20 protein-coding genes are annotated in these 24,492 nt (G+C 39.9%); 4 read left to right on the forward strand and 16 right to left on the reverse strand.

What is annotated here, in order from left to right:
• Positions 1-64 precede the first annotated feature (64 nt).
• From NSQ94_RS15830 to rraA, 5 genes are all read right to left on the reverse strand, one after another.
• Positions 65-604, reverse strand: a complete 540-nt coding sequence (locus NSQ94_RS15830; protein WP_327847694.1) for an O-acetyl-ADP-ribose deacetylase — start codon at positions 602-604, stop codon at positions 65-67.
• A gap of 145 nt (positions 605-749) precedes the next feature.
• A complete protein-coding gene (locus tag NSQ94_RS15835) occupies positions 750-1,088 on the reverse strand; it encodes a L,D-transpeptidase (protein WP_094245171.1) in 339 nt (112 codons plus the stop codon).
• Positions 1,089-2,012: 924 nt separating this feature from the next.
• A complete protein-coding gene (locus NSQ94_RS15840; RefSeq protein WP_327863534.1) occupies positions 2,013-2,132 on the reverse strand; it encodes an NAD(P)H-binding protein in 120 nt (39 codons plus the stop codon).
• Between the two features lie 116 nt (positions 2,133-2,248).
• A complete protein-coding gene (locus NSQ94_RS15845; RefSeq protein ID WP_339229648.1) occupies positions 2,249-2,932 on the reverse strand; it encodes a class I SAM-dependent methyltransferase in 684 nt (227 codons plus the stop codon).
• Between the two features lie 595 nt (positions 2,933-3,527).
• Positions 3,528-4,013 carry a ribonuclease E activity regulator RraA gene (rraA, locus tag NSQ94_RS15850; protein WP_063389228.1) on the reverse strand — a complete coding sequence of 162 codons (486 nt, stop codon included), beginning with the start codon at positions 4,011-4,013 and terminating at the stop codon, positions 3,528-3,530.
• A gap of 533 nt (positions 4,014-4,546) precedes the next feature.
• Here rraA and NSQ94_RS15855 point away from each other — a divergent pair.
• Positions 4,547-6,244 (forward strand): ABC transporter ATP-binding protein, encoded by a 1,698-nt coding sequence (locus NSQ94_RS15855; RefSeq protein ID WP_339195670.1) that lies wholly within the window; start codon positions 4,547-4,549, stop codon positions 6,242-6,244.
• A 40-nt stretch (positions 6,245-6,284) separates the two neighbouring features.
• Here NSQ94_RS15855 and NSQ94_RS15860 read toward each other — a convergent pair whose 3' ends face one another.
• The 11 genes from NSQ94_RS15860 to NSQ94_RS15910 all read right to left on the reverse strand — a co-directional run bounded on the left by NSQ94_RS15860 (position 6,285) and on the right by NSQ94_RS15910 (position 21,628).
• Complete coding sequence (locus NSQ94_RS15860; RefSeq protein ID WP_339229650.1) at positions 6,285-7,400, reverse strand: ABC transporter permease; 1,116 nt, start codon at positions 7,398-7,400, stop codon at positions 6,285-6,287.
• Positions 7,397-8,662 carry an ABC transporter permease gene (locus tag NSQ94_RS15865; protein WP_063389231.1) on the reverse strand — a complete coding sequence of 422 codons (1,266 nt, stop codon included), beginning with the start codon at positions 8,660-8,662 and terminating at the stop codon, positions 7,397-7,399. The genes NSQ94_RS15860 and NSQ94_RS15865 overlap by 4 nt, the downstream gene beginning before the upstream one ends.
• A gap of 13 nt (positions 8,663-8,675) precedes the next feature.
• Positions 8,676-9,608 (reverse strand): ABC transporter ATP-binding protein, encoded by a 933-nt coding sequence (locus tag NSQ94_RS15870; protein WP_327848465.1) that lies wholly within the window; start codon positions 9,606-9,608, stop codon positions 8,676-8,678.
• A 272-nt stretch (positions 9,609-9,880) separates the two neighbouring features.
• On the reverse strand, positions 9,881-10,516 hold the full coding sequence (locus NSQ94_RS15875; RefSeq protein ID WP_339230757.1) for a response regulator transcription factor: 636 nt from the start codon (positions 10,514-10,516) through the stop codon (positions 9,881-9,883).
• On the reverse strand, positions 10,516-11,616 hold the full coding sequence (locus tag NSQ94_RS15880; protein ID WP_339229652.1) for a sensor histidine kinase: 1,101 nt from the start codon (positions 11,614-11,616) through the stop codon (positions 10,516-10,518). The genes NSQ94_RS15875 and NSQ94_RS15880 overlap by 1 nt, the downstream gene beginning before the upstream one ends.
• A 459-nt stretch (positions 11,617-12,075) precedes the next feature.
• Positions 12,076-12,504 carry a DUF2935 domain-containing protein gene (locus NSQ94_RS15885; RefSeq protein ID WP_063389235.1) on the reverse strand — a complete coding sequence of 143 codons (429 nt, stop codon included), beginning with the start codon at positions 12,502-12,504 and terminating at the stop codon, positions 12,076-12,078.
• 228 nt (positions 12,505-12,732) lie between these two features.
• On the reverse strand, positions 12,733-14,721 hold the full coding sequence (locus tag NSQ94_RS15890; protein WP_066246779.1) for a sigma-54-dependent Fis family transcriptional regulator: 1,989 nt from the start codon (positions 14,719-14,721) through the stop codon (positions 12,733-12,735).
• 518 nt (positions 14,722-15,239) lie between these two features.
• Positions 15,240-15,740, reverse strand: coding sequence for an acetone carboxylase subunit gamma (locus tag NSQ94_RS15895; RefSeq protein ID WP_144598056.1), 501 nt, complete (start codon positions 15,738-15,740; stop codon positions 15,240-15,242).
• A gap of 4 nt (positions 15,741-15,744) precedes the next feature.
• Complete coding sequence (locus NSQ94_RS15900; RefSeq protein WP_339229654.1) at positions 15,745-18,024, reverse strand: hydantoinase B/oxoprolinase family protein; 2,280 nt, start codon at positions 18,022-18,024, stop codon at positions 15,745-15,747.
• Between the two features lie 22 nt (positions 18,025-18,046).
• Positions 18,047-20,194 carry a hydantoinase/oxoprolinase family protein gene (locus tag NSQ94_RS15905; RefSeq protein ID WP_063389238.1) on the reverse strand — a complete coding sequence of 716 codons (2,148 nt, stop codon included), beginning with the start codon at positions 20,192-20,194 and terminating at the stop codon, positions 18,047-18,049.
• Positions 20,195-20,746: 552 nt separating this feature from the next.
• The gene (locus NSQ94_RS15910; protein WP_144598057.1) at positions 20,747-21,628 is read right to left on the reverse strand and encodes a LysR family transcriptional regulator; all 882 of its coding nucleotides are present in this window, start codon (positions 21,626-21,628) and stop codon (positions 20,747-20,749) included.
• Between the two features lie 110 nt (positions 21,629-21,738).
• Here NSQ94_RS15910 and NSQ94_RS15915 point away from each other — a divergent pair, with 110 nt between their 5' ends.
• Genes NSQ94_RS15915 through NSQ94_RS15925 form a run of 3 tightly spaced genes read left to right on the forward strand, consistent with a single transcriptional unit; the run spans position 21,739 to position 24,293 of the window.
• A complete protein-coding gene (locus tag NSQ94_RS15915; protein ID WP_144598058.1) occupies positions 21,739-22,440 on the forward strand; it encodes a CoA transferase subunit A in 702 nt (233 codons plus the stop codon).
• A gap of 17 nt (positions 22,441-22,457) precedes the next feature.
• Positions 22,458-23,111 carry a CoA transferase subunit B gene (locus NSQ94_RS15920; protein WP_063389241.1) on the forward strand — a complete coding sequence of 218 codons (654 nt, stop codon included), beginning with the start codon at positions 22,458-22,460 and terminating at the stop codon, positions 23,109-23,111.
• Complete coding sequence (locus NSQ94_RS15925) at positions 23,112-24,293, forward strand: acetyl-CoA C-acetyltransferase (RefSeq protein ID WP_339229656.1); 1,182 nt, start codon at positions 23,112-23,114, stop codon at positions 24,291-24,293.
• The last annotated feature ends 199 nt before the right edge of the window (positions 24,294-24,492 follow it).

Genomic DNA, 24,492 nt, shown 5'->3' on the forward strand with positions numbered 1-24,492 from the left:
AAAGCTCGCCAACGAATAAATGCTTTTTGTATTGTGGACATTGATTCGAAAAAAGAGTTTTTTCCTATCTGATCATCGTCTTGTAAATATGATAATTTTCGTCATCAAAACAAACGAACAATATTGATTGAATGCTTCGGATGAATTGATTTTGAATACACTCCTTAACGGTCTCTAAAGCAATTTGGGCCGCTTCATGCTTTGGAAAACGATAAACACCAGTACTGATATTTGGAAATGCGATCGTTTTCACGAAATGCTCTTCCGCAAGCTTTAAGGAGTTTATGTAGCAATTTCTTAGCAGCTCCCTTTCTTGATAGGCTCCGCCCTTCCATATTGGTCCGACAGTATGAATAACGTATTTGGCGGGCAAATTTCCTGCAGTAGTAATAACTGCTTCCCCGGTCGGACATCCTCCTGTTCTTTCCCTGATCTTTTTGCATTCCTCCATAATCTCCGGTCCGCCTGCTCTATGGATCGCGCCGTCGACACCCCCGCCTCCCAAAAGTCCGTTGTTAGCCGCATTAACAATCGCGTCAACAGTACACTTTGTAATATCGCCTTTTATTACCACCAATTCAGTATCGTTAATAACGATTTTCATTAATATCAACCTCCGTTTTTGCAAATTTGAATATGTTATTTCTGGCAGACAGCTCCTATCATGACATATAACAAGAGCTGTCCAAGTTGACGGAAAACCTATTAAACAATACTCTAAACCTTGTGATGCTAGTTGTCGCTGTTATTTATTGCCTTATATCAACTATCGTGCCGATTCGAACAAATTTGGACAATTCAATGATATCGTGATTGTGCATGCGAATGCAGCCTTTGGACACCCTTTTCCCGATCGAAGAAGGGTCATTTGTTCCATGAATGCCGTAATGTTTTTTCGACAGTCCCATCCATAAGACACCATAAGGCCCTCCTGGGTTCGGAGCTTTATTGACAATCTTAAAACGACCAACCGGCGTCGCGGTGACAATTTTTCCTATTCCTACTGGGTACCCCCTAATCACTTTGTTTCCATCCAACAGAAAAAGTTTGCGATCCGAAATGTCAACGATGATCCGATAATTTGGCATGCTTCTCACCCTCCTACCTGCACAATATGGGAGGGCGGAAACTAGTGTGACAACATGAAAGCCAAAGGCTTAAACCTTATCATTTTTTCTACGTTTTTATCTGTTTTCTAGTTTCTTAATTTGTTGCTTGATGAACGGTACGACCTAAATCGCCGCTTAAGCTACACTTCCATTTTTTCATACCAGACAGAATGAATAAATTTTTGTATATGTGTGGTCCGTATCCATTTTTTGAACATGGACTTTAAAAGAGGGGCCCACCAAAAAGGATTGATTATTATCATGCAGTACTTGAAGCTTCGATATAACATGTTTCATTTTGGATGGCGTGGACAGTGAGTTTTCTATAAAAAACAGTGAATTCCAAAAATTATTTTCAATCATTAGCGAGTAGCAAAATAACTCATGGCTTTATAAAAAAATGGCTTCTTTCCCACATATAGCTTTTAGTCAGCTTGAAATAAAAGGCTTCTTTTCATGAATCTGATCAATAATAAATCTTGCTATATCAGCATTCGAAATTTTTATTCCCGGCATATCCGTTAAGCTTTCCTTTATATTGCCCGTTTCTGACCCCTAAACAACAAATGGTAAGCGTACAAGCGTCCAGTCAATCTCACTATTTGCGAGAATGTGTAGTTCTTTTCGTTTGTCTGTCATCATCTTAGGAAATAAGAGTTCAAGCATTTTTGCACCTATTCTATTTATTAGTTTCTTGTTGTCACCTTTTATAGTTGGGACCGCACCTGTAACCCCTTAGTATCTTTTAATTCCAAATTCATGCATTACCGCAAGGACATTATTCGGTACACTGCTATATAACGGCAAAGCCTTTACCGACTGTCCAAAGGTATTTATAACAATATTACAGTCTTTGAGGAGAATTCGAATAAAATTTATATTTTGAACATCTCCCCTAATAAGCTAAATTCTGTCATCACGATATGCTAATTTATCTGGATTTCTAACAAGCATACGAACTTGGCAGCCGCTTTCTAACGCTTTTTTGGCAATGTAACGACCTACTTTTCCTGTCCCACCCATGATTGAATTCTATCAGAATGTTCCAATGAATCTTCCCCTAGGACATTTTTTATAGAATGTGTAAAATATTGTTTTCGTTTCTTTTTAAACAACTACAACAAAATAAGTCCCACTTGCTATTCAGCTTTACGAAGCATGAATAACCACATGAAGGTTAATGCCTGCTTTAACTCCGTTGAAAGTGAGGCAACTAGTTTCTCAGTGACTCTGCTTTTATAAACTCCTTCTCCATCAACTAGTTCCCAGCCGTTTTCCTTCGCTAATTTTTCAAACTCCCATGGCATCATTGTATTGCAAATCACTGGCTCTCCATATAATCGTCGATAGCTGTGCATTCGCGGAGCAGCGGTCGGACCGAGCAGCCCTACACAAAGGAGATGACCGTTTTTTAACACTCGCCTCATTTCATTCAAAGCTTCCAGCGGCTTCTCTATCCACTCAATCGAGTTAATTGCCATTGCTCCTGAAAATGTTTCATCAGGAAACGGCAATTTCGTTAAATCCCCTTGAAGAAATTGCAAATGCTCGTTCTCTCCTCTCGACTTCGCCTTTTCAATCATTTCCTTGGAGAAATCAATGCCAATAACATGATAGCCTGCTTCATGAAGCTTAAACGAACCGTATCCGTCCCCGCAGCCTAAATCAGCGATATAACTTCCTTTCGGTATATGCTTTAAAATAAAAGGAACAATCGTTTTACGGTTGCCATGCTCCCACCTTTCCTCACTGCTTTGATTCCAAAAATCGGCCCGATCATCCCAGTTTTTTTCTGCTTCTTTATGCCAATTAAATGTTTCCAATGTTTACACCTCATTTGTATTAAGATACATGAATGGACGAGAAGTTAGGATTGACAATCAACCAAAAATGCTTGCTGCGCAAAAAAATTATGAAGGCGGCATTATAAATTTTAACCTCTTCGGGGCAAGTGCTGATGGAAGCCGCAAATGAAGCTGTTCGTGCGTAAAAATTTTCACAGAAAAAACGGTGATCATGACATTAGTAGAAATGGCGAATAACTTTCCTGCATTTTTCTAAATAAAAAGGAGAGTTCATTAAAAGTACGATAAAGGCAGCGGTGATCAAAAAATTCATCCATTTTTTACTCAAGCGTTTGGAAGAAGCAACAGCAATAGCAATAAGTGTAATAAATCGTCAAATATAAAAGTGACGTAAATGGTGAAAAGGAAAAAGTCGACACTTTTATACGAATGTCGACTTTTTGTCTAGATCTTCATTGTTACTTATATAGGCTGACGGTGCGTCTGAACGCGTGTTATTCGCAAAAAATTCTCATTTTTCCTTTCGACATTACGTTTCGTCCTCTGTATCGTTTGACAGCTTTTCAAGTATAGATATGCTGTCCCGCGTAAGGACAGTATGCAATCAATTAAATTATTCTATATTCATATTTAGCGACACTTCAGAAACGACAATGCCATCGCTGTCAGCATACACATACGCATTTGGGATCCAGCGCACTTCACCAAATTCAAGTACGACATCACGGCTTCCTTTCCCTTCTTTTTTACTTTTAACCGGACAGGTGCCGAGTGCCTTTACCCCAATCGGCATCGTCGCAATTTCAGCGGAGTCGCGTATACATCCATTTATAATCACGCCAGATAATTCACGTTCACATGCAATCTGAGCTAAACGATCTCCTAAAAGCGCGCAGTTTCGTGAACCTTTTCCATCCACAACAAGAACTGAACCTTTTGGGATCGTTTCTAGAGCCTGACGAACTAGCACATTATCTTCAAACACTTCAACCGTTGCAATTGGACCTGAAAATTCCTTTTGTCCCCCATAACTGATAAGCGGCAATTTACAAACTTGAAGCTTTTCTAAATATTGATCGCATAAATCAGCAGTTTTCATGATGAATTCTCCTTCCCCATCTATGATTGATACAAAAATATATTTTGACAACCAAGAAGCAAAACCCTTTCAAATTGAAAAAATAATCAAAGGTCAAGATTCGCGCTCGCTTTTCGTTGTTTGGCCGGGCTTGCTGGATACTAGCCGGCGCAACACAAAGCCAAACTCTTCTCTCTTGCACTTAGTGATTCATTAATTCTTTCTTTAAAATATTTCGATGAACCACCCCCTCCCACTTGCTTAGAGGCGGGCTTCATGTAACCGTTTTAACGATATGAAAAGGACTGAGACGTCAAATCTGTTCCACTTAGACAGCCGCAATTCTTCCTTTCCATACAATTTCAAAATTTAAATCATTTTTTCAAAAAATATATTGATTCTAACGTTACGTCAGGTTTTAAGATAAAACTAAGAAGGAGAGAAGCTATCCAGCAATCCTGATTCAAAATGGCCCGAACGTAAAGGAGAGATTCATTGTGGATAATTTTGAAAAAAATCAAACTTCCTGGCAAAATTTTAAAAAGCTGATAAAAATGGCTAACCCTCCTTTCTGGATTTTTGTTGCGGCAATCGCATTAAGTCTTTTGGAAGCAGCTACAGGATTAGTCGTTCCGATCTTTACACGGGATTTGATTGATCGTTTTTCAACCTCAAGTATTGAAACTCATTTAATCTTTTTATTGATTGCAGTTTTTATTCTTCAGTCAGCCACATCAGGCTTCTCCTATTATCTTATGTCTTATATTGGCGAATATATTGTGGCAAAAATCCGTTTAAAGCTTTGGAACCATGTGCTGTATTTGCCGATACCTTATTTTGACCGCCATGAATCTGGAGAATTGATGAGCCGCATAACACAGGACACTTATACAGTAAAGTCGCTCGTGACCGAGCATTTAGCTAATTTCGTTTCAGGAATTGTTACGGTCTTAGGGGCTGTCGCTATTTTAATTATCATTGATTGGAAAATGACGCTCATTCTGTTTATTTTTGTACCGCTTGCTATCGTATTGGTTCTTCCACTTGGACAGAAAATCTATAAAATTTCCATGCAAACCCAAGACGAAATGGCCACTTTCAGCGGCAATCTAGGCCGCGTGCTGAGTGATATCCGGTTGGTAAAATCAAACATTGCCGAACCTGTCGAAAAACAAAACGGAAATCAAAAAATTCAGCAGTTGTTCCGATTCGGCTTGAAGGAAGCAAAAATCCAAGCGATTATTTCACCTTTAATGACAACGATTATTATGGCGGTGTTAGTCGTCATTATCGGCTATGGAGGAATTCGTGTTGCCAGAGGGGAATTATCCGCAGGTTCGCTCGTTGCCATCATAATATATATGGTGCAAATTATTGTACCTTTTAGCCAAATGGCAGGATTTTTTACAGCTTTCCAAAAGGCAATGGGTGCGACAGAACGAATTCAGCAGCTTTTGAATACAGAAACAGAACATAATAATGGAAATACAAGAATTGATGTTCATAAACCAATCGTGTTTCAAAACATTTCGTTTGCTTATGAAAAAGGAAAAACGATTTTGCAAAACGTTCATTTTGAAGTGAAGCCCGGCCAAACCGTCGCGATCGTCGGACCAAGCGGTGCTGGTAAAACAACTATTTTTTCCCTTATTGAACGGTTCTATCAGCCAACAAACGGGGCAATAAAATTAGGGAATACCGACATTCGCGAATTTCCGCTTTTTGAGTGGCGCCAACAGATCGGTTACGTTTCTCAAGAAAGCCCGATTATGTCTGGCACGATTCGTGAAAATATTTGCTACGGGCTAAATCGTACAGTCAGCGAAGAAGAAGTGAGAAAAGCCGCGCAATTGGCTAATGTAGATGAATTCATCGAACAAATGCAAGACGGCTATGAAACGGAAGTCGGCGAAAGAGGGATCAAGCTATCCGGTGGGCAGCGTCAGCGCATTGCCATCGCGAGGGCACTGTTGAGAAATCCAAAAATTCTTCTGCTGGATGAAGCTACATCCAATTTAGACAGCAACTCCGAGCAAAAAGTGCAAAACGCTCTCCTTCATCTTATGAAAAATCGTACAACATTTGTCATCGCCCATCGACTTTCAACTATTATTAATGCAGATTTAATCATCGTCCTCGAAAATGGTAAAATTACCGGTCAGGGAACACATAATGAGCTGTTGCAGTCCCATCCGTTGTATCAAAAGCTTGTCAGCCGACAAATGCAAAATTTTGCTCCCGCCAACGATTAAGGCGGGAGCCGCATATATTTTACAAATGGAAGCTGACCGCTTAAGCCCGTTTCCGCTCCATAATGTTGATCCCTAACCCCATGAACACAACAGCCATCAAGAATAGGATGCTCATCGGATAGAGCAAATCGCTGAATGAGTAGCCGTAAACTACCGCCCCTTTTAACAGGTCCATTCCATACGTAACGGGGACAAATTTTGAAAGCAAGAGAAGTGCATCCGAAGAAACAATTTCCAGCGGCCAATAAGCTCCTCCGAGCATCGCCATGCTGACAGAAACAAGCGGAAGCACCGCATGAAACTGCTGCTCATTATTGACAATTCCTACTATAAAAATTGATATTGCGACAATTGCCAGTACATAAGGGATGAGCAATACGAGCACAAACCAAAATTTATCGCTGAAATCTACATCAAACACAAAGTGAAAGACTGCAAAAATGAGCGCCACCTGAATATAGCCGGTTGCAAAACTGTAAATTAAATTTCCGGCATACATCTCCCATTTTTTGACCGGCGACAAAATCATTCGATCCCAAATGCCGTTTCGCTTCTCCATTAATATATTGAAAACGTTGTAAGCAATCGTATAAATGACAAAAAATAAGACACTGCCGAAAATCGATTGCATTTTGCTGTTGATGATAACAGTTTCATCCGCACGGAAATGTTTTGTCTCTACGGTAAACACCGGATCGTTTTTCGCTTCCGTAAGCGATTTTGCCACTTGCTTTGCGCTTGATTCTCCTTGTTTTTCCTTCACCTGATCGATGATCGACTTGGATTGTAATGCTTTTGCGTAAACTTTTTGAACCGTTTGCTGAACCAAATAGCTATTGGGGGTATTGGAAGCAACGATTATGCGGAAATCGTCCTTTTTAAGCTCCACACCTGCTTCCGCCTTACCTTCGCCAACCAGCTTTTCAACTTCCTCTTTTTTCATCCTTTTAAACGAAAATAGATTATACTGCTCAAGAGAGCGAATGATTTCCTTCACTTCACTTTCAGGCAGTGCGCTGTATACTGGAACAACTATAGTCTGTTTGTTTACGGAACTGATGAGCATAGCAAAAACGACAGAAAGGATCGACACCATTAAAAATAGCCAAGGCTTCCGGATAAAAAGACGCAGCTTTGCTGTCAAAACTCCGATCACGCCATTTCACCCCTTTTTGGGAAAACTAGCAAGCTCAATACGAACATAACAAAACCGAAAAGACATAAGTATATGACAGGCCAAATAAATTGCGACAGATCATAGCCTTGCAAAATTTTTAAATAAGCTGTCATGCCGGCTCCATTTGGCGTCATATCCCCCAATTTGTGCATAAATTCCGACATTTGCGAAACCGGGAAATAGCTGCCGCCAAGAAAAGCCAAAATAGAAACGACTCCGCTTGAGAAGAAAATGGAAACATTATCTGAATTTATTCGATAGCTCAATGATGTTAAAAAGGTTCCTATTCCTCCGACTGCCACACAAAGAGCAAGCGTAACAATGATAAACGAGACGAGATCCGGCCACTTGACACTGTAAAAAACGGCTGCTAAAGCATATAACAAGGAGAGCTGAAAAAAGGCAATGATCAAGGAAGTTATGAAAATAGCAGCCATGTATAAATTTTTCGGTACATTGGCAAGCAACAAACGATGGAATGCGTTCGACTGTTTTTCTTGCAAAGCATGAGACGAAATATACGAGGCCAGATACAACACAAACATAACGCTTATGCCGACTGTATAATAAGTAAAAGAATTAATAGGCTCCCGTTTTGTCACGGTTTCCATTTCTCCCTTTACTTTTACGACAGGCAGTTCAAGTGATTCGTTTAAGCCAGCCTGATCCAGTTTAGAAATCAAAGAATATTGCTCTTGAAATTCAGTGATGAGTTCTTGAACAAATTGGGCTGTAATTTCTTTGCCTTCGTTGACATATATACTAAGCTTCGGCTTCGTTTTCTCACCAAATATTAAATGGTTTAACAACGTGTATGAAAAATGCTCCGGCACTTCAACAATGACTGTATATTTGTCATTTTCACGAATTTCCTCCAATTCAGAAGGCTGAAACTCTGCCATTTGTATATACGGTTCTAGCTCTTTTGAGCCTAAAATTTCTTGTTTTAAAATGGAAATAGGCATCATTTTTTCCACTTGTTTTAATAGAAATTCCTTTTCCTCATCCGGCATTTGCACGTTTTTTACGTCGTTGGCGAATTTTTCGAAGTCCTTTTGTTCATTGCCATGTTCGACAATCGCTACTTTCGCTTGAATATCCATTTTTTTGCTGTCCATTACACTTGTGAGCGCAAAACCTAAAATAGATATAAGAGTGAACGGCATTACTAATAGAAGAAGCAATTCCTGCTTATTGCGGATCATTATTAAAAATTGTTTCTTAATAAATTGTCCAATCATGGTCATCACCCTTTTAATTTCGTAATGCTCTTCCAGTTAAATGAAGAAACACATCTTCCAAAGTAGGTGTTTTAATCTCGATAGATGTCAACATTGTGTTTGTTTCCTCAGCAATTTTGAACAATATGGAAAAAGCATTCGCTTCCTTTGGCGTTAATACGGTAATTACCCGATCTTGCACAGTCACGCGATTGACAACCGGATGATCACGCAGCGCTTGAATAAATGAATCGTTCACGCGCTCGACAGTAATTTGGATTGTGTTTTCTGCCGATAAAATATTTTTTATCTCCTCTTTAGTACCGGCCGCCAAAATATTCCCTTTATCCATAATGTAAATGCGATTGCATAAAAATTCGACTTCCTCCATATAATGGCTCGTGTACAATACGGTCATTTTTTTCTCTTTATTTAACCTTTTGACCGTTTCCAAAATATAATTTCTTGATTGCGGATCAATGCCGACTGTCGGTTCATCCATAATGATCAATTCAGGTTCGTGCAGCAAGGCAGCCCCGATGTTCAATCTTCTCTTCATTCCGCCTGAAAAATTTTTGACAAGATCATGCTGGCGATCCGTTAAACCGATCATTTCCAAAACTTCCTCTACCTTCTGTTTTAATTGCGAACCTGACAGCCGATAAATTTTGCCGAAAAACAGCAAATTTTCCCGCGCTGATAAATCGGGATATAATGCAATTTCTTGCGGTACAACCCCTAAAATTTTTCTGAGCTTTTCCGGCCTTTTGATGACACTTTCGTTATGCAAACGAACATCACCGCTTGTCGGCGGAATCAGAGTAGAAATAATTGAAATGGTGGTCGATTTGCCGGCGCCGTTTGGCCCCAAAAGCCCGATGATTTCCCCTCTTTCCAAAAATAAATTCACACCGTTTACAGCATGCGTTTGTTTAAACCTTTTCGTTATTTCAACAGCTTCCAGCATTTTTTATCCTCCCTCTCAACGTTCTATTTGTATATTACAGCGTCCGCACTTTCTCACATACTATCTGCAGTCACTCTTTTCACTGAAAAACTATGACTTAGGTCATACATTTACAAAGTCTCTAGGAATAGCGCTGAAAATCAGCAAACATTCCGAGTCGAAGCAAACATTTTTCAATTATGAACGCTTCATTAACATAGAGCTTTAAAATTTCACGGCATTATTTCAATACAAAAAAAGACCGGCCTAAATAGCCGATCCTAATCAAACAGCTAGCAAATATCATGTTTAATGGCATAAATAGCGAGCTGTGTTCTATCCCGCAGCCCAAGTTTATTTAAAATTTGCGTCATATGGTTTTTGACAGTTCCGACGGACAAATGAAGGTCAGACGCAATTTCTTTGTTCGTTTTTCCTTCGCCGACAAGCTTCACAATCGCCAGCTCACGCGGTGTTAAAGGCACGTTCACCATCTCTTTTTTTGGCTTTTCCAGCAGCTTCGGTATCATTTTTGCCGCTACATCTTCATGAATGGACATTCCGCCTTTCATGCAGCTATGTATCGCATCAATCAGCTTTGTCGGTTCAGATGTCTTCAGCAAAAAACCACTTGCCCCATCCTTCAACGTCTGTACGGCATATTCCTCATCATTAAACGTTGTTAAAATAAGAATTTTCGCATCAGGCCACCGCTCTTTTATTTTTTTAGTCGCTTCTACTCCGTTCATAACTGGCATGCGAATATCCATTAATATCAGATCTACAATTGTCTTTTCCATTATTTCGATTGCTTTTAACCCATGCTCAGCTTCCGCGACTACTTTTAATTGCTCGTCCTGTTCGATCATCATTTTCAAGCCCTGGCGGACAATGGCTTGATCTTCAACAAGTAAAATACGGATGGTCATCATTCATACTCCTTTATTGGCAAAGTCCCATGAACAACAAACTCATCATTTGTTTGAAATATGTTCAAGCTTCCTCCAGCTTCTTTCACACGCTCTTTCATATTCGTTAAACCGAAGCCTTTTTGAAACGGTTTGGCATCCGATATCCGGTTTTTTATCGTAAATTCCAAGTCACCGATCGCATTTTTTCCTAGTATGATATACACTTCCCTTGATTGCGCATGCCGCATCGCATTCGTTAGCGCCTCTTGGATGACTCGGTACAAAACGACATTTTGCTGATTAGTAAGACGGGCCGACAAAACCCCTTGCTTCGTCGTAAAATGCACCATAATATGACTTTCCGATTCCAGCTTACGAATGAGCTGAAGCACTGACGAAATCCCTTCACTTTCATCCATTTTTAGCGCCCTAACTGCATGTCTCGTTTCCTCTAAACTTTCGCGAACTAAAGATTTTAATTCTTCATATTCCTTCCTTTTCTCTTTGATCGAAAGCATCTCAAGCTGCATCAGCAATGCCGTTAATTTATGCCCGACAGAATCATGAATATCACGGGCAATTCTCGTTCGTTCTTCCAATCTGGCCGACCGCTCATTTTCATAGCTGATACGCTTTAATCCTCTATATTCTCCCAATAGTTGTTCATACAGCTCCCTTTGTTCCTTCCTTTCAAAGATATATTCATTTAAAACAACAGAAATGAAAGTAAATATAGCAAACGCCGTCAGCCATTCAAAAGGATTAGGAAGGAATAAGGCGATCAGGATCGAAACAGAAACATGAATGACGGCAAACAGACGAAAGGACTGTTTTTTCAGCTGAAAAATTGCTTCGACATAAATATATAAAATTAATAAAAGAGAGGCATGATTGCCTGCAGCAGACTGAAGCCATCCCGCTGACAAAATGAAAAGATCCACGATGATGTACAACAGAAGAGTATTTTTGACAACAGGCAGAAAAAAATAGCAGCCAATTGTACAAGCACTTAAAAATACCAATAAGGTGAGATGTGCTGAATGATCCAAAAAAGCTGAAAATAAAAAGTACGTCCATAAAACGGCAAAAACGAACACTCTGAATAAAAAAGCCTTCACTGACATCCCACCCTTTGTAATCTACTATCAACCTACTGAAACTATAAAAGAATGTCAACGGCTTTTCAAAAGAAATGTCGGACATTTCTCAAATCATGTACCAATTAATTAAAATACTGAACTCCTCCCTTTTTCTCTCCAAAATAATTACCCTGTGATTTTAGAATTCAACATTTCTAAATAACAACCTCTATAATTAAAGACACCGGTTTAATCTAACCGATGTCTTTAACTAAATCCTATAACTAACAATAACAATTCCTATATCTAATTAGTTAATGTAAAAACCGCATAAAAATCAATATTCCAGCGGTTTTTATAAATAAAATTTTTTCTTACTAGTATTCCATAGTATGTAAAAATATCCTCATACTCTCGAAATTGCATATCATAGATATAATAATAAAATCCAGGAAAACAAAAAGGAAACTCCTTCAAAAAAGGAATTCCCTTGAAAATTTACTTGCTGCCATACAACAGCACTTGCGCTATGCCGACAAAATATTCTGATTCACGAATAATATGGTTCAAAACAACTTTGGCGGTCGGATTTTTTCGAACAGCAGCGCTTTCCGTTTTAATTTGCCGGCATAATTTAATAAAATCGAGACTTTGCTTTAAGCAAAATGACACCAAATTCAATACTCGTTGATAAAGCTTTGCTGGAATATAGTAAGGGGAGCGTATGACAGACTCAATATAGCGCACAACCTTTTGATGCGTCTTCGACAATTCTTCTTCCCAATTTAACAAAGCATCTACATAGTTTTGCTCTAAATTTGCCACCAGCTCTCGGATCACAACAGTATGCTCTTCCTCTTGATGCTTCCAAAACTCCGCTTCATCCAATATGCGAAGCGGCATTTGCTGACCGTAATAAAATTGCATCATCCATCCTCCCATGATCGTCGTTCATTTCAATTGTATGGAAGGAATGGATAAGGTATGATAGCTTTGTTTGAGGATCTTTTTATTTTCAACACACTAGCTTCTATTATCTATGACACCGTAAAAAAAAGCGCCTTGCCTAGGCATTTTTTTGTTTTAAAAAATTTGAGATGTGATGACATGTGAAGAGTTTAGTGAATATGATTGGATTTACGCGAGAAAATCGGCTTATGTTTGTTTTAGCTGATATTTTTTTAACTTCCGATAAAGAGTGGACCTGGCAATATTCATTTTTTTGGCGACAGCTGATAAATTCCAGCCTGTTTCCTCTAAAAGCCTGACAAGCACTTTTTGCTCTTCGACTTCTATTAAAGATAAATCTTTAAGCTGGTTATTGATGGAGAGGCTCATTCTGTTTTCAATAAAGTATGCCGGTAAGTCTTCTATCCTAATAACAGGAGAATCACTAAATATGACGGCATACTCAATGACATTTTGCATTTCTCTTATGTTGCCGGGCCACGAATATTCTAAAAAGTAATTTAAAGTTTCTTGCGCAATGGAAAGGGATTCTCTCGCATACTTTTTTGCAAATTTTTTTAAGAAATAATCAGCAATCAGAGGAATATCTTCCCTTCGCTCACGAAGAGGAGGAATATTAACCGTAACAACGTTAAGTCTAAAAAATAAGTCTTCGCGAAAAAGCCCTTGTTTACACAAGGCATATAAGTTCTTATTCGTTGCAGCAATAATTCTCACATTGATTGGAATCGTTTGAGATGAACCCAGCCTCATAATCTCCTTTTCTTGCAGCACCCTAAGCAAATGGACTTGCAGATCTAGTGGCATCTCGCCGATTTCATCTAAAAACAAGGTTCCTTCGTTTGCTTCCTCAAATTTTCCTTTCTTCCCTTCTTTCGAACCTCCGGTAAAAGTTCCACTTTCGTAACCGAACAGTTCACTTCCAATCAATTCTTTCGGAATTGCGCCACAGTTTATTGCTAAAAAAGGTTTGTCTCTTCTCTGACTAGATTGATGTATTGATTTTGCAATTTTTTCCTTTCCTGTACCGCTTTCTCCCAACAGAAGAATCGGAACATTTGAAGGAGCAGCTTTATAACATTTGTTTAGTGCTGTTAACAATGCATCCGATGTCCCAATAATATCGTTCCATGGTTCATCCTTGAGAATGTATCGCGCAGTGGTACGGAATACCTTTTTGTTATCCTTCAACACGACCATATATCCAGCAACTTCCCCTTTAAAATGAATCGGCTCGATTGCTAAAACCTTGAAATCTCGAACCATCAAATCGCTGGAAATATCGTTTTTCGCAGAGAATTTGGACATCCTTTTCATCTCATTTATTAAAGGATGAAAATCAGGATTTACCGCCAAATCTCCTGCATGTTTCAGGTTAAATAATTCCATTAGCTTTTCACTGCTCTTCACAACATAAAAGGCATGGTTCAGTACTAGAATATGATCGTTTTTCCATTTATTTGCGCATTGAAAAAAATAATCTATTAAATAGTTATTCACTTTCATATAGACGTATGCAAGCTGTTTTTCAATCACTTGTGCAGTGGATACAGCTAAACCAAGTGTATGAGGCTGAGCATCTTCCCAAAATCCTGTAAAATCGATGACACCGATGACCTCTTTTGTGAAGGGATGAATGATAGGAGCTGAAGAACATGTCCATGGATGACATCCTTGACAAAAGTGTTCTGCAGAAAAAATTTGAATGGGATTTTGGGTGACGATACACGTTCCAATCGCATTTGTACCTGCTGCATTTTCGCTCCAGTCCATGCCAACTGTGAAATTCATTTTTTCCGCTTCCCGCAAAACATACGGTTCACCTTTCAAATAAATTATGCAACCGTTTTCATCCGTCAGCGTGATAAGATACCTAGTACCTTTCAACTTATAAAATAAATTATCAATAATCGGTTTCGCAATTTGATATAGCTCAGATCCTTTTAACAGATGATTTAATTCGTATTCTGTTAAAGCTGCCTTCGTTTGCAATTGCATCGGGTCAACTCCAGTTTCCTGACAGCGGCTCCAAGAATCTAAAACATTTTTTCGTATTTTGCCCGATATTTTATCTTCCCACGATCTTTCCACAAACATTTCCCATAAAGTTTCCAAATCTCTTTTTTTATCTGGCAAGTTGTGCGTAGAGAAAATAGATATATATGGATTGCCCATGTACTCCCCCCTCCTCTTGAACATATTATCAAAATTTTTCGAAAATAGATTATAAAAATACTTTATTCGGGGCTTTAAAAGCAAAAAACTTACCACCCCCGTAGTTCTTAAGGAATTACACACCAGTGATGATAAGCAAGGAAGTGACAAGTGTTACCACAATTATTAACGTATTTACTCGAAGATATCAAGTGTCTAGATTCGCATTTTTAATCTTTTGAATCAAATTCATGCGTTCACCATCGCTTTATCAAAACGATGTCAAATGTTTAACGCATTTGCTCAAGTGTGCATGCGACAGATTAATTTTGAGCAATACGTTTTGAACTGCTTGTCGTAAAAAATTCTGTTTCTTTATGGTATTCTCTCTAAAAATGAAATAATGTGTCAACTTTCTATAGTTTTTTTAAAACTGCTTTAAATAAAAGTGGATAACCTTTGTGATGAAAACACTAGGTTATCCACTTGCTGTTCGATTGTGTCAGCCTTTAGTCAGAAACGAACTCCTGGTTGATGGTTTATTTCACTTGAGGTATCGGACGCTTCAGCCATTCATTGTAAAATGCATCAATATCTGGTTCAAAATCTTTTAAGATTGGATACCAAGGTGTTACAGCTTCTACCTCCAGTTGACTTGCACAATTTGGGCAATAGTATTCACGTATAACCTGCCACTCCGGATCTGGAGCAAGCAGCTTCGGATACAGCTCCACCATTTTTTCCTCTGTATCACGAACGTGTATAAGCGCATGAAGTTTCCAGTTGTCACTTGCCTCACAAAATTCATGTCCGCAATCACACTTTACGACTCGTTTGCCATCTGGCTTCAAAACGATATAAAGGTGAAGTCCAGCCGGCAATAGAATTGGATCATCCCATGGAACTCTTTCCTGCAAAATGCTGATATATTTATCAAATCGGTCAGTATCCTTAAAATTTGAAAGCATTTCTTTTAATTTGTAAAAATCAATTGTTCCGTCGATCAGCTCTTCAATCGTCTTACGATCATATTGTGCCATGTTCTCACCCCGTTTTTTTCTGATGATTTATTTTTGCTCCGAAGGTTGGTACACCTAACTCATCTTCTGATAAATGCCATTCTGTCGGCAGATTCCAGAACTGTTTAAACTCATTCGCAAATTTTTCACTTAAGGCAAAGCTGCCGGCATACATATGACGAACCTGTACAGCCGCTTCTTTGTTTAGAATTTTTTGTCTCTCCTGCTCCATCCATTCTTTTACAGGAACCCCGCGCTTTAGACGCTCTTTTCTTATTTTTTTGCGGCGTTTTTCTGTCGCTTTTTCATCAACGATATACTTGCCTTTTTCATTTTTGCTGACAACTGCTCCGTAAACGCTTTCTGCATAACGCGGCAGCAGCAGTCCTTCATTTAAATCATCCTCAATCATTTTCGGCTTGCGCTCAAGCGGATCCCCAAAACCAGGTCCCCCACGAAGGTAATTTAAATACAGATCGTAATTTTCAAAAATTGTTTCTGTTGTAATGGATTGCTTATCACGGATAATTTCCTTTGCTTCCATTAAAGTATCGTATTCTGGATTATCCGGATCACTGTCTCCCCCTGTAGGAATAGGCAGTCTTTTTTCGATCCGTTCTTTCAAATTCGTTCCATGTGCTTCAAAACGGTATCCTGATGCTGCTGGATAGCCTCCCATTAAACCGCAGTCACTTGACATATAGCCATTTCCCATAAAGAACATTGTCCAGTCTTTTGCACCATATACCATCCGCAAAGTCTCGTAGCCGCTGCCTCCCCGGTATTTTCCATACCCTGCTGTATTTGGTTTTATGCTTCGTCCCAAATAAAGAAGCGGTTCTGCGAGCTCCCAAATTTCCATATCTCCCATATCACCTTCAGGGTTCCAGATGGCTGCCGCATGGTTAATACCGTCTCTTACCGCACTTGCTCCGACCCCTTCGGCTGCTGATTCGAAGCTGTTAACGGTATGATTTTCGTTAAATTGGTTATATCCTCCTCCTTGCAGCCAGTTAGAAGTGTTGGCATTTCCGGCGTTAACTTCTTCTAAATACCCGCGTGCAAAGTAGTTGCGGCTAAGTGCACGCCATAATGGACTCCATGCAGATACAAGGAAGTGCCATGCATAGCTGTGAGCGGTCCGAATATCGTCCGGATTTAGCCATGAACCGTAAGGCAAGTCGAACTGGCTCGCATAATAAGCGCCATCATTAACCCGATCGTTCGGGATGAGCGTTTGCGACATCATGACCCATATTCCGCTCGTAATCGAAACAGGTGTAGCATTGTAGCTGTGCCATCCCCATCTGTTAACGCCTTCAAAGTCGATTTGGAACTTGCCATCTTTGTGAACAGTCAGTTCTGTTGGGGCATGCATAATCGTGTTTACACGAGCGTAAGGAGGAACATCTAGGTTTTTATACGGTACGTCCACAAATGAAACTTGGCGGTATTTACCCGGAATCAGCAACGTTTTTACTTGATTGACAAAACCGCGCCGTCCATCCTCAATTACCTCGCGAATAAATTGTTTATAAGTGTCGACACCTTCCTCCTTAACAATATCAAGGACAAGGTCTCTGATCATATGGCAGCCGGCAACGCGAGTCCGTTCATCAAGAAGCCAGTACTTTGTTGTTCGGACAGAACGCTGGCTTTCAATAAGCCAATCTTTTAAGAGCGTATCATTTTTACCGATTTTACGGCAGGCCACTTGATAACCGTCATCGTAACGGCTAACTGGTCCAACGGTCATACTTCCTGGTGCAGTCGCCCCAACATCAATTACGTGGGTAACTCCGCCAACCCAGCCTATCAGCTCGCCCTCGTAAAAGATTGGAACAATTGTATGAACGTCACATGGGTGCACATTTCCGATCTGGCAATCATTGTTACAGAAAATATCTCCGTCTTCAATTCCCGGATTCTCTTCATAATCGTTTTTAATCATGTATTTAATCGCTGCGCCCATCGTCCCGACGTGAATGATAATTCCAGTAGAAGTTACAATCGAATCTCCTTCAGGAGTGTATAAAGTAAAGCATAATTCCCCTTCTTGCTCAACAATCGGGGAGGCCGCCACTCTTTTGGCCGTTTCCCTTGCATGCACAACTCCTCCCCGTAATTTTGAAAAGATCTTTTCATAGCGGATTGGATATGACTCTTTTAATGGCAATGTTTTTAAACCTGCGTAATGTCCTGTCTCTCGGCTGATTTCATCAATTTCTTTGCGCATTTGCTTGAGTGTTTTTCCGTGCCAACCAATATTTTTCTGGCTTTGTATTGTTTTTTCAGTAATCGTCATGAAAAAATACCCTCCTTTTTCCTTAAAGTTCTTTTAAGTGGAAAATGCGATGCTCATCAAGATATGTTTCAAAACCAGGTGGAATCACAAACGTTGTGGCTGGTGATTCTAAAATTGAAAATGCACCGATTTTGTTCCCTGGCTTCAATTTTTCCATTTCCCAAATGTTTGCTTTGATCCACTCGCCCTTCCAATACACATCACGCTGGCCAAGAAACGCTTCTGACGGCGGAGTTTCTCCAGATAAAGGCTCCTCAGGAATTTTCGGCTTTGCCACTTCAACAATACCGCGTACGATTGCTCCTGTGATGCTGTAACCGAGTTCAGGCGATTTGGCCGCTTTTGCGTAAATTCTCGCATACGTTTCTTCGAATGCTTTGACAAGCTCTTCCCAGTCGTTAATATCCTTAAACTTTTGAATCGGCGATTCAATTTCAAGGTCGTTTAACTGACCTTGGTACTGCATGCGGAAATAAAGACGGAAACTCACATCTTGTCGTTTAAAGTTATTTTTCTCAAATTCAGCTGCCACTTTTTCGATTAGTTCATCCCAAGCATCCTGCAATTCTTTACCTGCCTTCAGCTTACTGCTGTCTTCATCTCCGTTGTTTACATTGATATCAAGTGTTTTATCATAGCGGTATTCAAAGTCTGCCGCACCGCAGCCAAAAGCAGAAAATCCAGCTGCCCACGCCGGTACTAGAACATCTTCAAAGCCAAGACCTTTTGTGTAGCCGGCAGTATGAAGCGGACCACCGCCTCCATAAGAGAAGCATACATATTGAGATGGCGAATACCCTTTTCCAAGGATCATAGATTCAAGGTAATTGCGCAGTTGCGACTCAAGCAGATCGATAACACCGTATGCTGCGTCTTCAACAGATAATCCGAGCGGATCGGCGACCTGCTTCTTCAATGCTTCATAGGCTCTTTCCGGATATAGCTTAACCTCGCCGCCAAGGAAATTATCCGGGTTGATTAGTCCAAGAACAACGTGGCAGTCGGTTACTGTTACCGTTTCTATACCGCCTTCCGGATAACAAACGCCGACTCTCGAACCTGCGCTGTCCGGTCCAAGTGTTAATGATTTGAAGTTCGGATCCACTCGCACAAAGCTGCCGGCCCCAGCTCCAACAGTATCCATGGAAACAAGCGGTAATGATAGTACAAGCCTTGCCATATCTGGGCTTGTATTAATACTCAAATCCCCTTGAGTAATAAGCGCCATATCAAAACTTGTTCCGCCGATATCCGAGCATGCAATATTGCGAATACCGAGTTGTTCACCAAGATATTTCGCGCCAACTACTCCCCCAATCGGACCTGAAACGAGCGTTCTTGCCAGTTCATTTGCTCGCGTACTTATCGTTCCACCGTGGCTGGCCATGACCCGAAGATCAAATTTTGCCCCGTGATTTCTTAACATGTTATCAATTTTCGACAATGTCTCCCGAGACGGGTCTGCTGCATATGCTTCAATAATGGTTGTATTTGTGCGGTGAGACTCTTTTCTAACAGGGTAATAATCAACCGATGCAAACACAGGCACTTCTTTTCCGACTTTCTTCATGACTTCCTTTGCAATATCCCTAATTTTTCGTTCATGCTGCGGATATTTGTAAGAATGAAGCAAACTGATCACAATTGCTTCGACATCCTGTTCCAGAAGGTCCAATACTGCTGGTTCCACTTCATGTTCATAAAGCGGAATGACAACGTTTCCAAATAAATCGACTCTTTCTGTTACGCCTCTTGTCAATTCTCTCGGTACAAGTGGAGGATCGTAACGATGAGTATTCAAGTGTAAACGGTCTGAATAAGAATATCCTAGGTAAGCCTGGATCGCCCGGCCCATTCGATGGAAATCCTCCATCCCTTTATTAACGATCAGACCGACGCGGCGTCCTTTCCTTGACACGAGACGATTCAGCATCGCTGTTCCGGAGTAGACACCCGCAAGCAATTTAGGAAATTCTTCTTCTACTGTTGTGTTCCAGTAAGTTAGTGCATCCCTTGCAGAGTTGAGAAGACCAATTGATTCATCTTCAGGTGTGGATTGTGCTTTTCCGACGACAAATTCACCATTGTCGTCAATAATGAAGGTATCTGTCATCGTTCCCCCTGCATCGATAGCAAGTATTTGTGCATTGCGAGTTGTTACTGCTTCCATCCATTTCTCTCCTTTCTTTTTTCAAAAATTGATTTTGTTTTCGCTTTTTACTTTGCAACATTCGTGCCAATATTAAAAATTATCAAAAAATTAAGGAGAGAAAAGGCTTTCGTAAATTAGAGAATGGTGAAAGAGAATGATGAATTGTAGTGAATCGCTACACTGTTTCGCTACAATTTTTTCGTACAACAATACAGCTAAAAAAGAATTTGTTGCAATTTGCCCATAGAATTTTGTTGCTTGCTCCATACTATTCGACAGACAGCTTAAGCTCGATCAAGAGATTTTTTGTAAAAAAATAGACCATCTTTTAGTCTAGTAAACATAAAAATAACGACAAGGAATTTTCCAAGGGACAACAAAGACGACTTGAATGACAAAGCCACTATTGTACCGTCCTAATTTTATGATGGAAAATTTGATGAACAATAACTGCAGTTTCATTTTGTTTCTAAGTAAAAAACAAGTTTGAATGTTCTCAAATTTTCACCGGAAACAGTTGATACTTTGATGAAAGTCCCCATTATCGAAACGATAAATACGTTTGAAAAATCATAATGGATTTTCTTTAAGCATTTCCAGCAATTTTTTTAAAGCAAATGAGTGATATCTACCTTTTCTCGTAATGATGCCGAGTCTCCAAAGAAGAGGCGGATCTTTAAGTGGAACAATCGTGATGTTGGGGCTGTTCTGTTTATGAAAAATCATTTTCGGCATTAAAGTAATACCTAGTTTTGATGAAACAAGCTCAAGAATTAAATCCCATTGCGAGCTTTCATATGAAACAATTGGAGTAAAGCCTGCATTTTTACATGTGTTGATGATGTAATCGTGGAGTTTGAAGTTTTTTGAAAACAATATAAACGGTTCATCTTTTAATTCATGTACTGAAACTGTTTGTTTTTGTGCAATTGGGTGGTCGCGATGAATAAACAAGACAAATTCTTCTGTAATAAACGGATGAATATGAAAAACGGATTCGTCTACAGGCAGTACAACTATGCCAATGTCAATCTCTCCTTCTTCCACTAATTGTTCGATGACCTTTGCCCCAAGCTCTATAAGTTCAAGTTTCACATTCGGATAGTTTTGATGAAACATTCTAGCAATAGAAGGAAAAAACAAAGTTCCAATGAGCGGCGGAACCCCCATCTTAATCTCTCCAGTCGCAAGATTAGAAAGTTCATCTAATAACATTTTCATTTCTTCCAACGTTTCAATCAATTTTTTTCCTTGCTGATATACAATTTGACCTGCATCTGTCAAACGGAGATGACGAGTTGACCTTTCGATCAGTTCAACACGCAGCTCAGCTTCAAGCTTTTTAACGGCTTTGCTCAATGAAGGCTGTGATAAGTAGGAATATTCAGCAGCCTTTGTAAAGCTGTTATGATTGGCAACATCAATGAAAGATTGAATATCACGAAATTCCACCATACTCCCCCCTTATTTATTCACTATTGGAATAAATTGTATTCTTTTTATCTATTTTACTTATAGATAATGGGAATGTAAACTCTTACATAAGACAAAGAAAGGAGGAGATGTTCATGAACAAAATCATGAATTCATTTTCGAAAGCGGTTTCAGACATTCAAGACGGTGCATCCATTGTTGTAGGCGGATTTGGGTTGTGCGGAATTCCAGAAAAGACTATTCAAGCTTTACGTGACAAGGGGACAAAGAATTTGACTATTTACAGCAACAATTGTGGTGTCGATGATTGGGGACTTGGTCTTCTACTCAAAAATAAACAAATAAAAAAAATGGTCGCTTCCTACGTAGGGGAAAATAAAATTTTTGAACAGCAATTTTTAAGCGGCGATTTAGAAGTAGAACTTATTCCACAAGGTACTCTTGCAGAACGAATGAGAGCAGGCGGAGCAGGAATTCCGGCTTTTTATACCGCAACAGGTGTCGGAACGCCGATCGCAAAAGGAAAAGAAGAAAGAGAGTTCAACGGAAAAACATATTTGCTGGAGGAAGCCATCGTTGCAGATTTTGCTTTTGTAAAAGCGTGGAAGGCTGATACTTATGGGAATCTTGTGTATCGGAAAACAGCGCGAAATTTTAATCCGCTTGCCGCGATGGCAGGTAAAATCACCATAGCGGAAGTGGAACAAATTGTTGAACCTGGTGAGCTTGATCCGGACGAAATTCACACACCATGTATTTATGTTCAACGCTTACTGGTAGGAACGAATTATGAAAAACGCATTGAGCGGAGAACAGTGGTTACTAAATAAGAGAAGGAGTGATCAGGATGTCTAACAATCGATTAAAGATTGTTAAGCGTGCGGTAAAGGAAATTGAAAACGGAATGATTGTCAATCTTGGTATCGGAATGCCAACACTTATTGCCAATGAGATTCCGTCCAATTTCAACATCTTATTACATTCAGAAAATGGGCTGCTTGGCATTGGACCTTATCCGGTTGAAGGGGAGGAAGATCCCGATTTGATTAACGCTGGTAAAGAAACGATTACTACAGTGCTTGGCGCTTCATTTTTTGACAGTGCCGAATCATTTGCAATGGTTCGTGGAGGACATATTGATCTTGCTATTTTAGGAGGTATGGAAGTTTCAGAGAACGGCGATTTAGCCAATTGGATGATTCCAGGGAAAATGGTCAAAGGTATGGGCGGAGCAATGGATCTTGTAAACGGTGCGAAACGTGTCATCGTCATTATGGAACATTTGAACAAGAGCGGGGAATCGAAAGTGAAGAAAGAATGTACGCTTCCTCTTACTGGAAAAGGGGTCGTTCATCGATTGATTACCGATTTAGCCGTGTTTGACTTTACAGATCAAGGGATGGTGCTGATTGAAACAATGGATGGTGTTTCAGTTGATGAAGTGATAGCAAAAACAGAGGCAAAATTCACAGTTTCTCCTGAACTTTCGGAGGTGAATTAAATGGTAAAGACAGTTATTTTAGAAGGCGCGCGTACCCCGATTGGGAAATTTAACGGATCGCTTGCTCAATTAACAGCATCACAGCTTGGCGGTATTTCGATGAAAGAGGCTTTAATGCGAGCAGAAGTAAAGCCTGAAGATGTAAATGAAGTCATTTTCGGAAATGTTCTTCAGGCTGGACAGGGACAGATCCCGTCGCGCCAGGCAGCTCGTGAAGCAGGTATTCCTTGGAGCATTAAAACAGAAACAGTGAATAAAGTTTGTGCATCCGGTCTTCGCAGTGTAACAATGGCTGATCAAATCATTCGGGCAGGCGATGAAGAAATCATTTTGGCAGGCGGCATGGAGTCAATGTCAAACGCTCCATATGCATTGAAGAATGCAAGATGGGGGTTAAGAATGGGTAATGCACAGATGGTTGATTTAATGATTCATGATGGCCTGTCATGCAGTTTTACTGGTGTTCATATGGGGACGTACGGAAACAAAATTGCGAAAGAGTATGAAATATCGCGTGAAGAACAGGACAATTGGGCTGTGAGAAGCCATAAAAGAGCAATTGCAGCAATCGAAGAAGGCAAGATGGCAGAAGAGATTGCAGCGGTTGAAATTCCACAGCGTAAAGGCAGCCCGCTTGTCGTTTATAAAGATGAATCACCGCGAAAAGACACAACGAAAGAGATTCTGGCAACATTACCTCCTGTATTTGACAAAGATGGAACGATTACAGCCGGCAACGCACCTGGAATTAATGATGGAGCTGCAGCGCTTGTACTGATGAGCGATGAACGGGCAAAAAGAGAAGGTAAAAGCGTTCTTGCAACCATCATTGGCCATGCAGAAGTTGCGGTTGAAGCAGAAAATTTTCCAATAACACCGGGCCTTGTCATTCTTGAGCTATTGAAAAAGACGGGGAAATCTGTCGATGATATCGACTTGTTCGAAATTAATGAAGCATTCGCAGTAGTTGCACTCGCTAGTATAAAAATTGCGGAAATCGATCCGGAAAAAGTGAATGTAAATGGCGGTGCTGTTGCCCTTGGTCACCCAATCGGCGCAAGCGGCGCGCGTATTCTTTTAACACTAGCGTACGAATTACGCCGTCGCGGAGGAGGGATTGGAATCGCAGCGATCTGTTCTGGAAGCGGTCAGGGAGATGCCGTGATGATTGAAGTAAAATAAAATGGATATAATTTGAAATCTATAAACAAAAAGAGTGAATTTGACCAAACTAATTATTATATTAATTTAATAGAAACATAATCGCCATTTTGCATCAAGCTTTGATTCTATTAAAACATTTAGCATCAGTAGTTTTGTGCGCCAGTGCAAAATAAAAAAAGAAGCCTCCATAAAATCAGGCCCCATTGAAAGCAAAAAA

This window comes from Aeribacillus sp. FSL K6-2833 (assembly GCF_037965815.1).
In the GTDB taxonomy this organism is placed as follows: Bacteria; Bacillota; Bacilli; order Bacillales; family Aeribacillaceae; genus Aeribacillus; species Aeribacillus composti.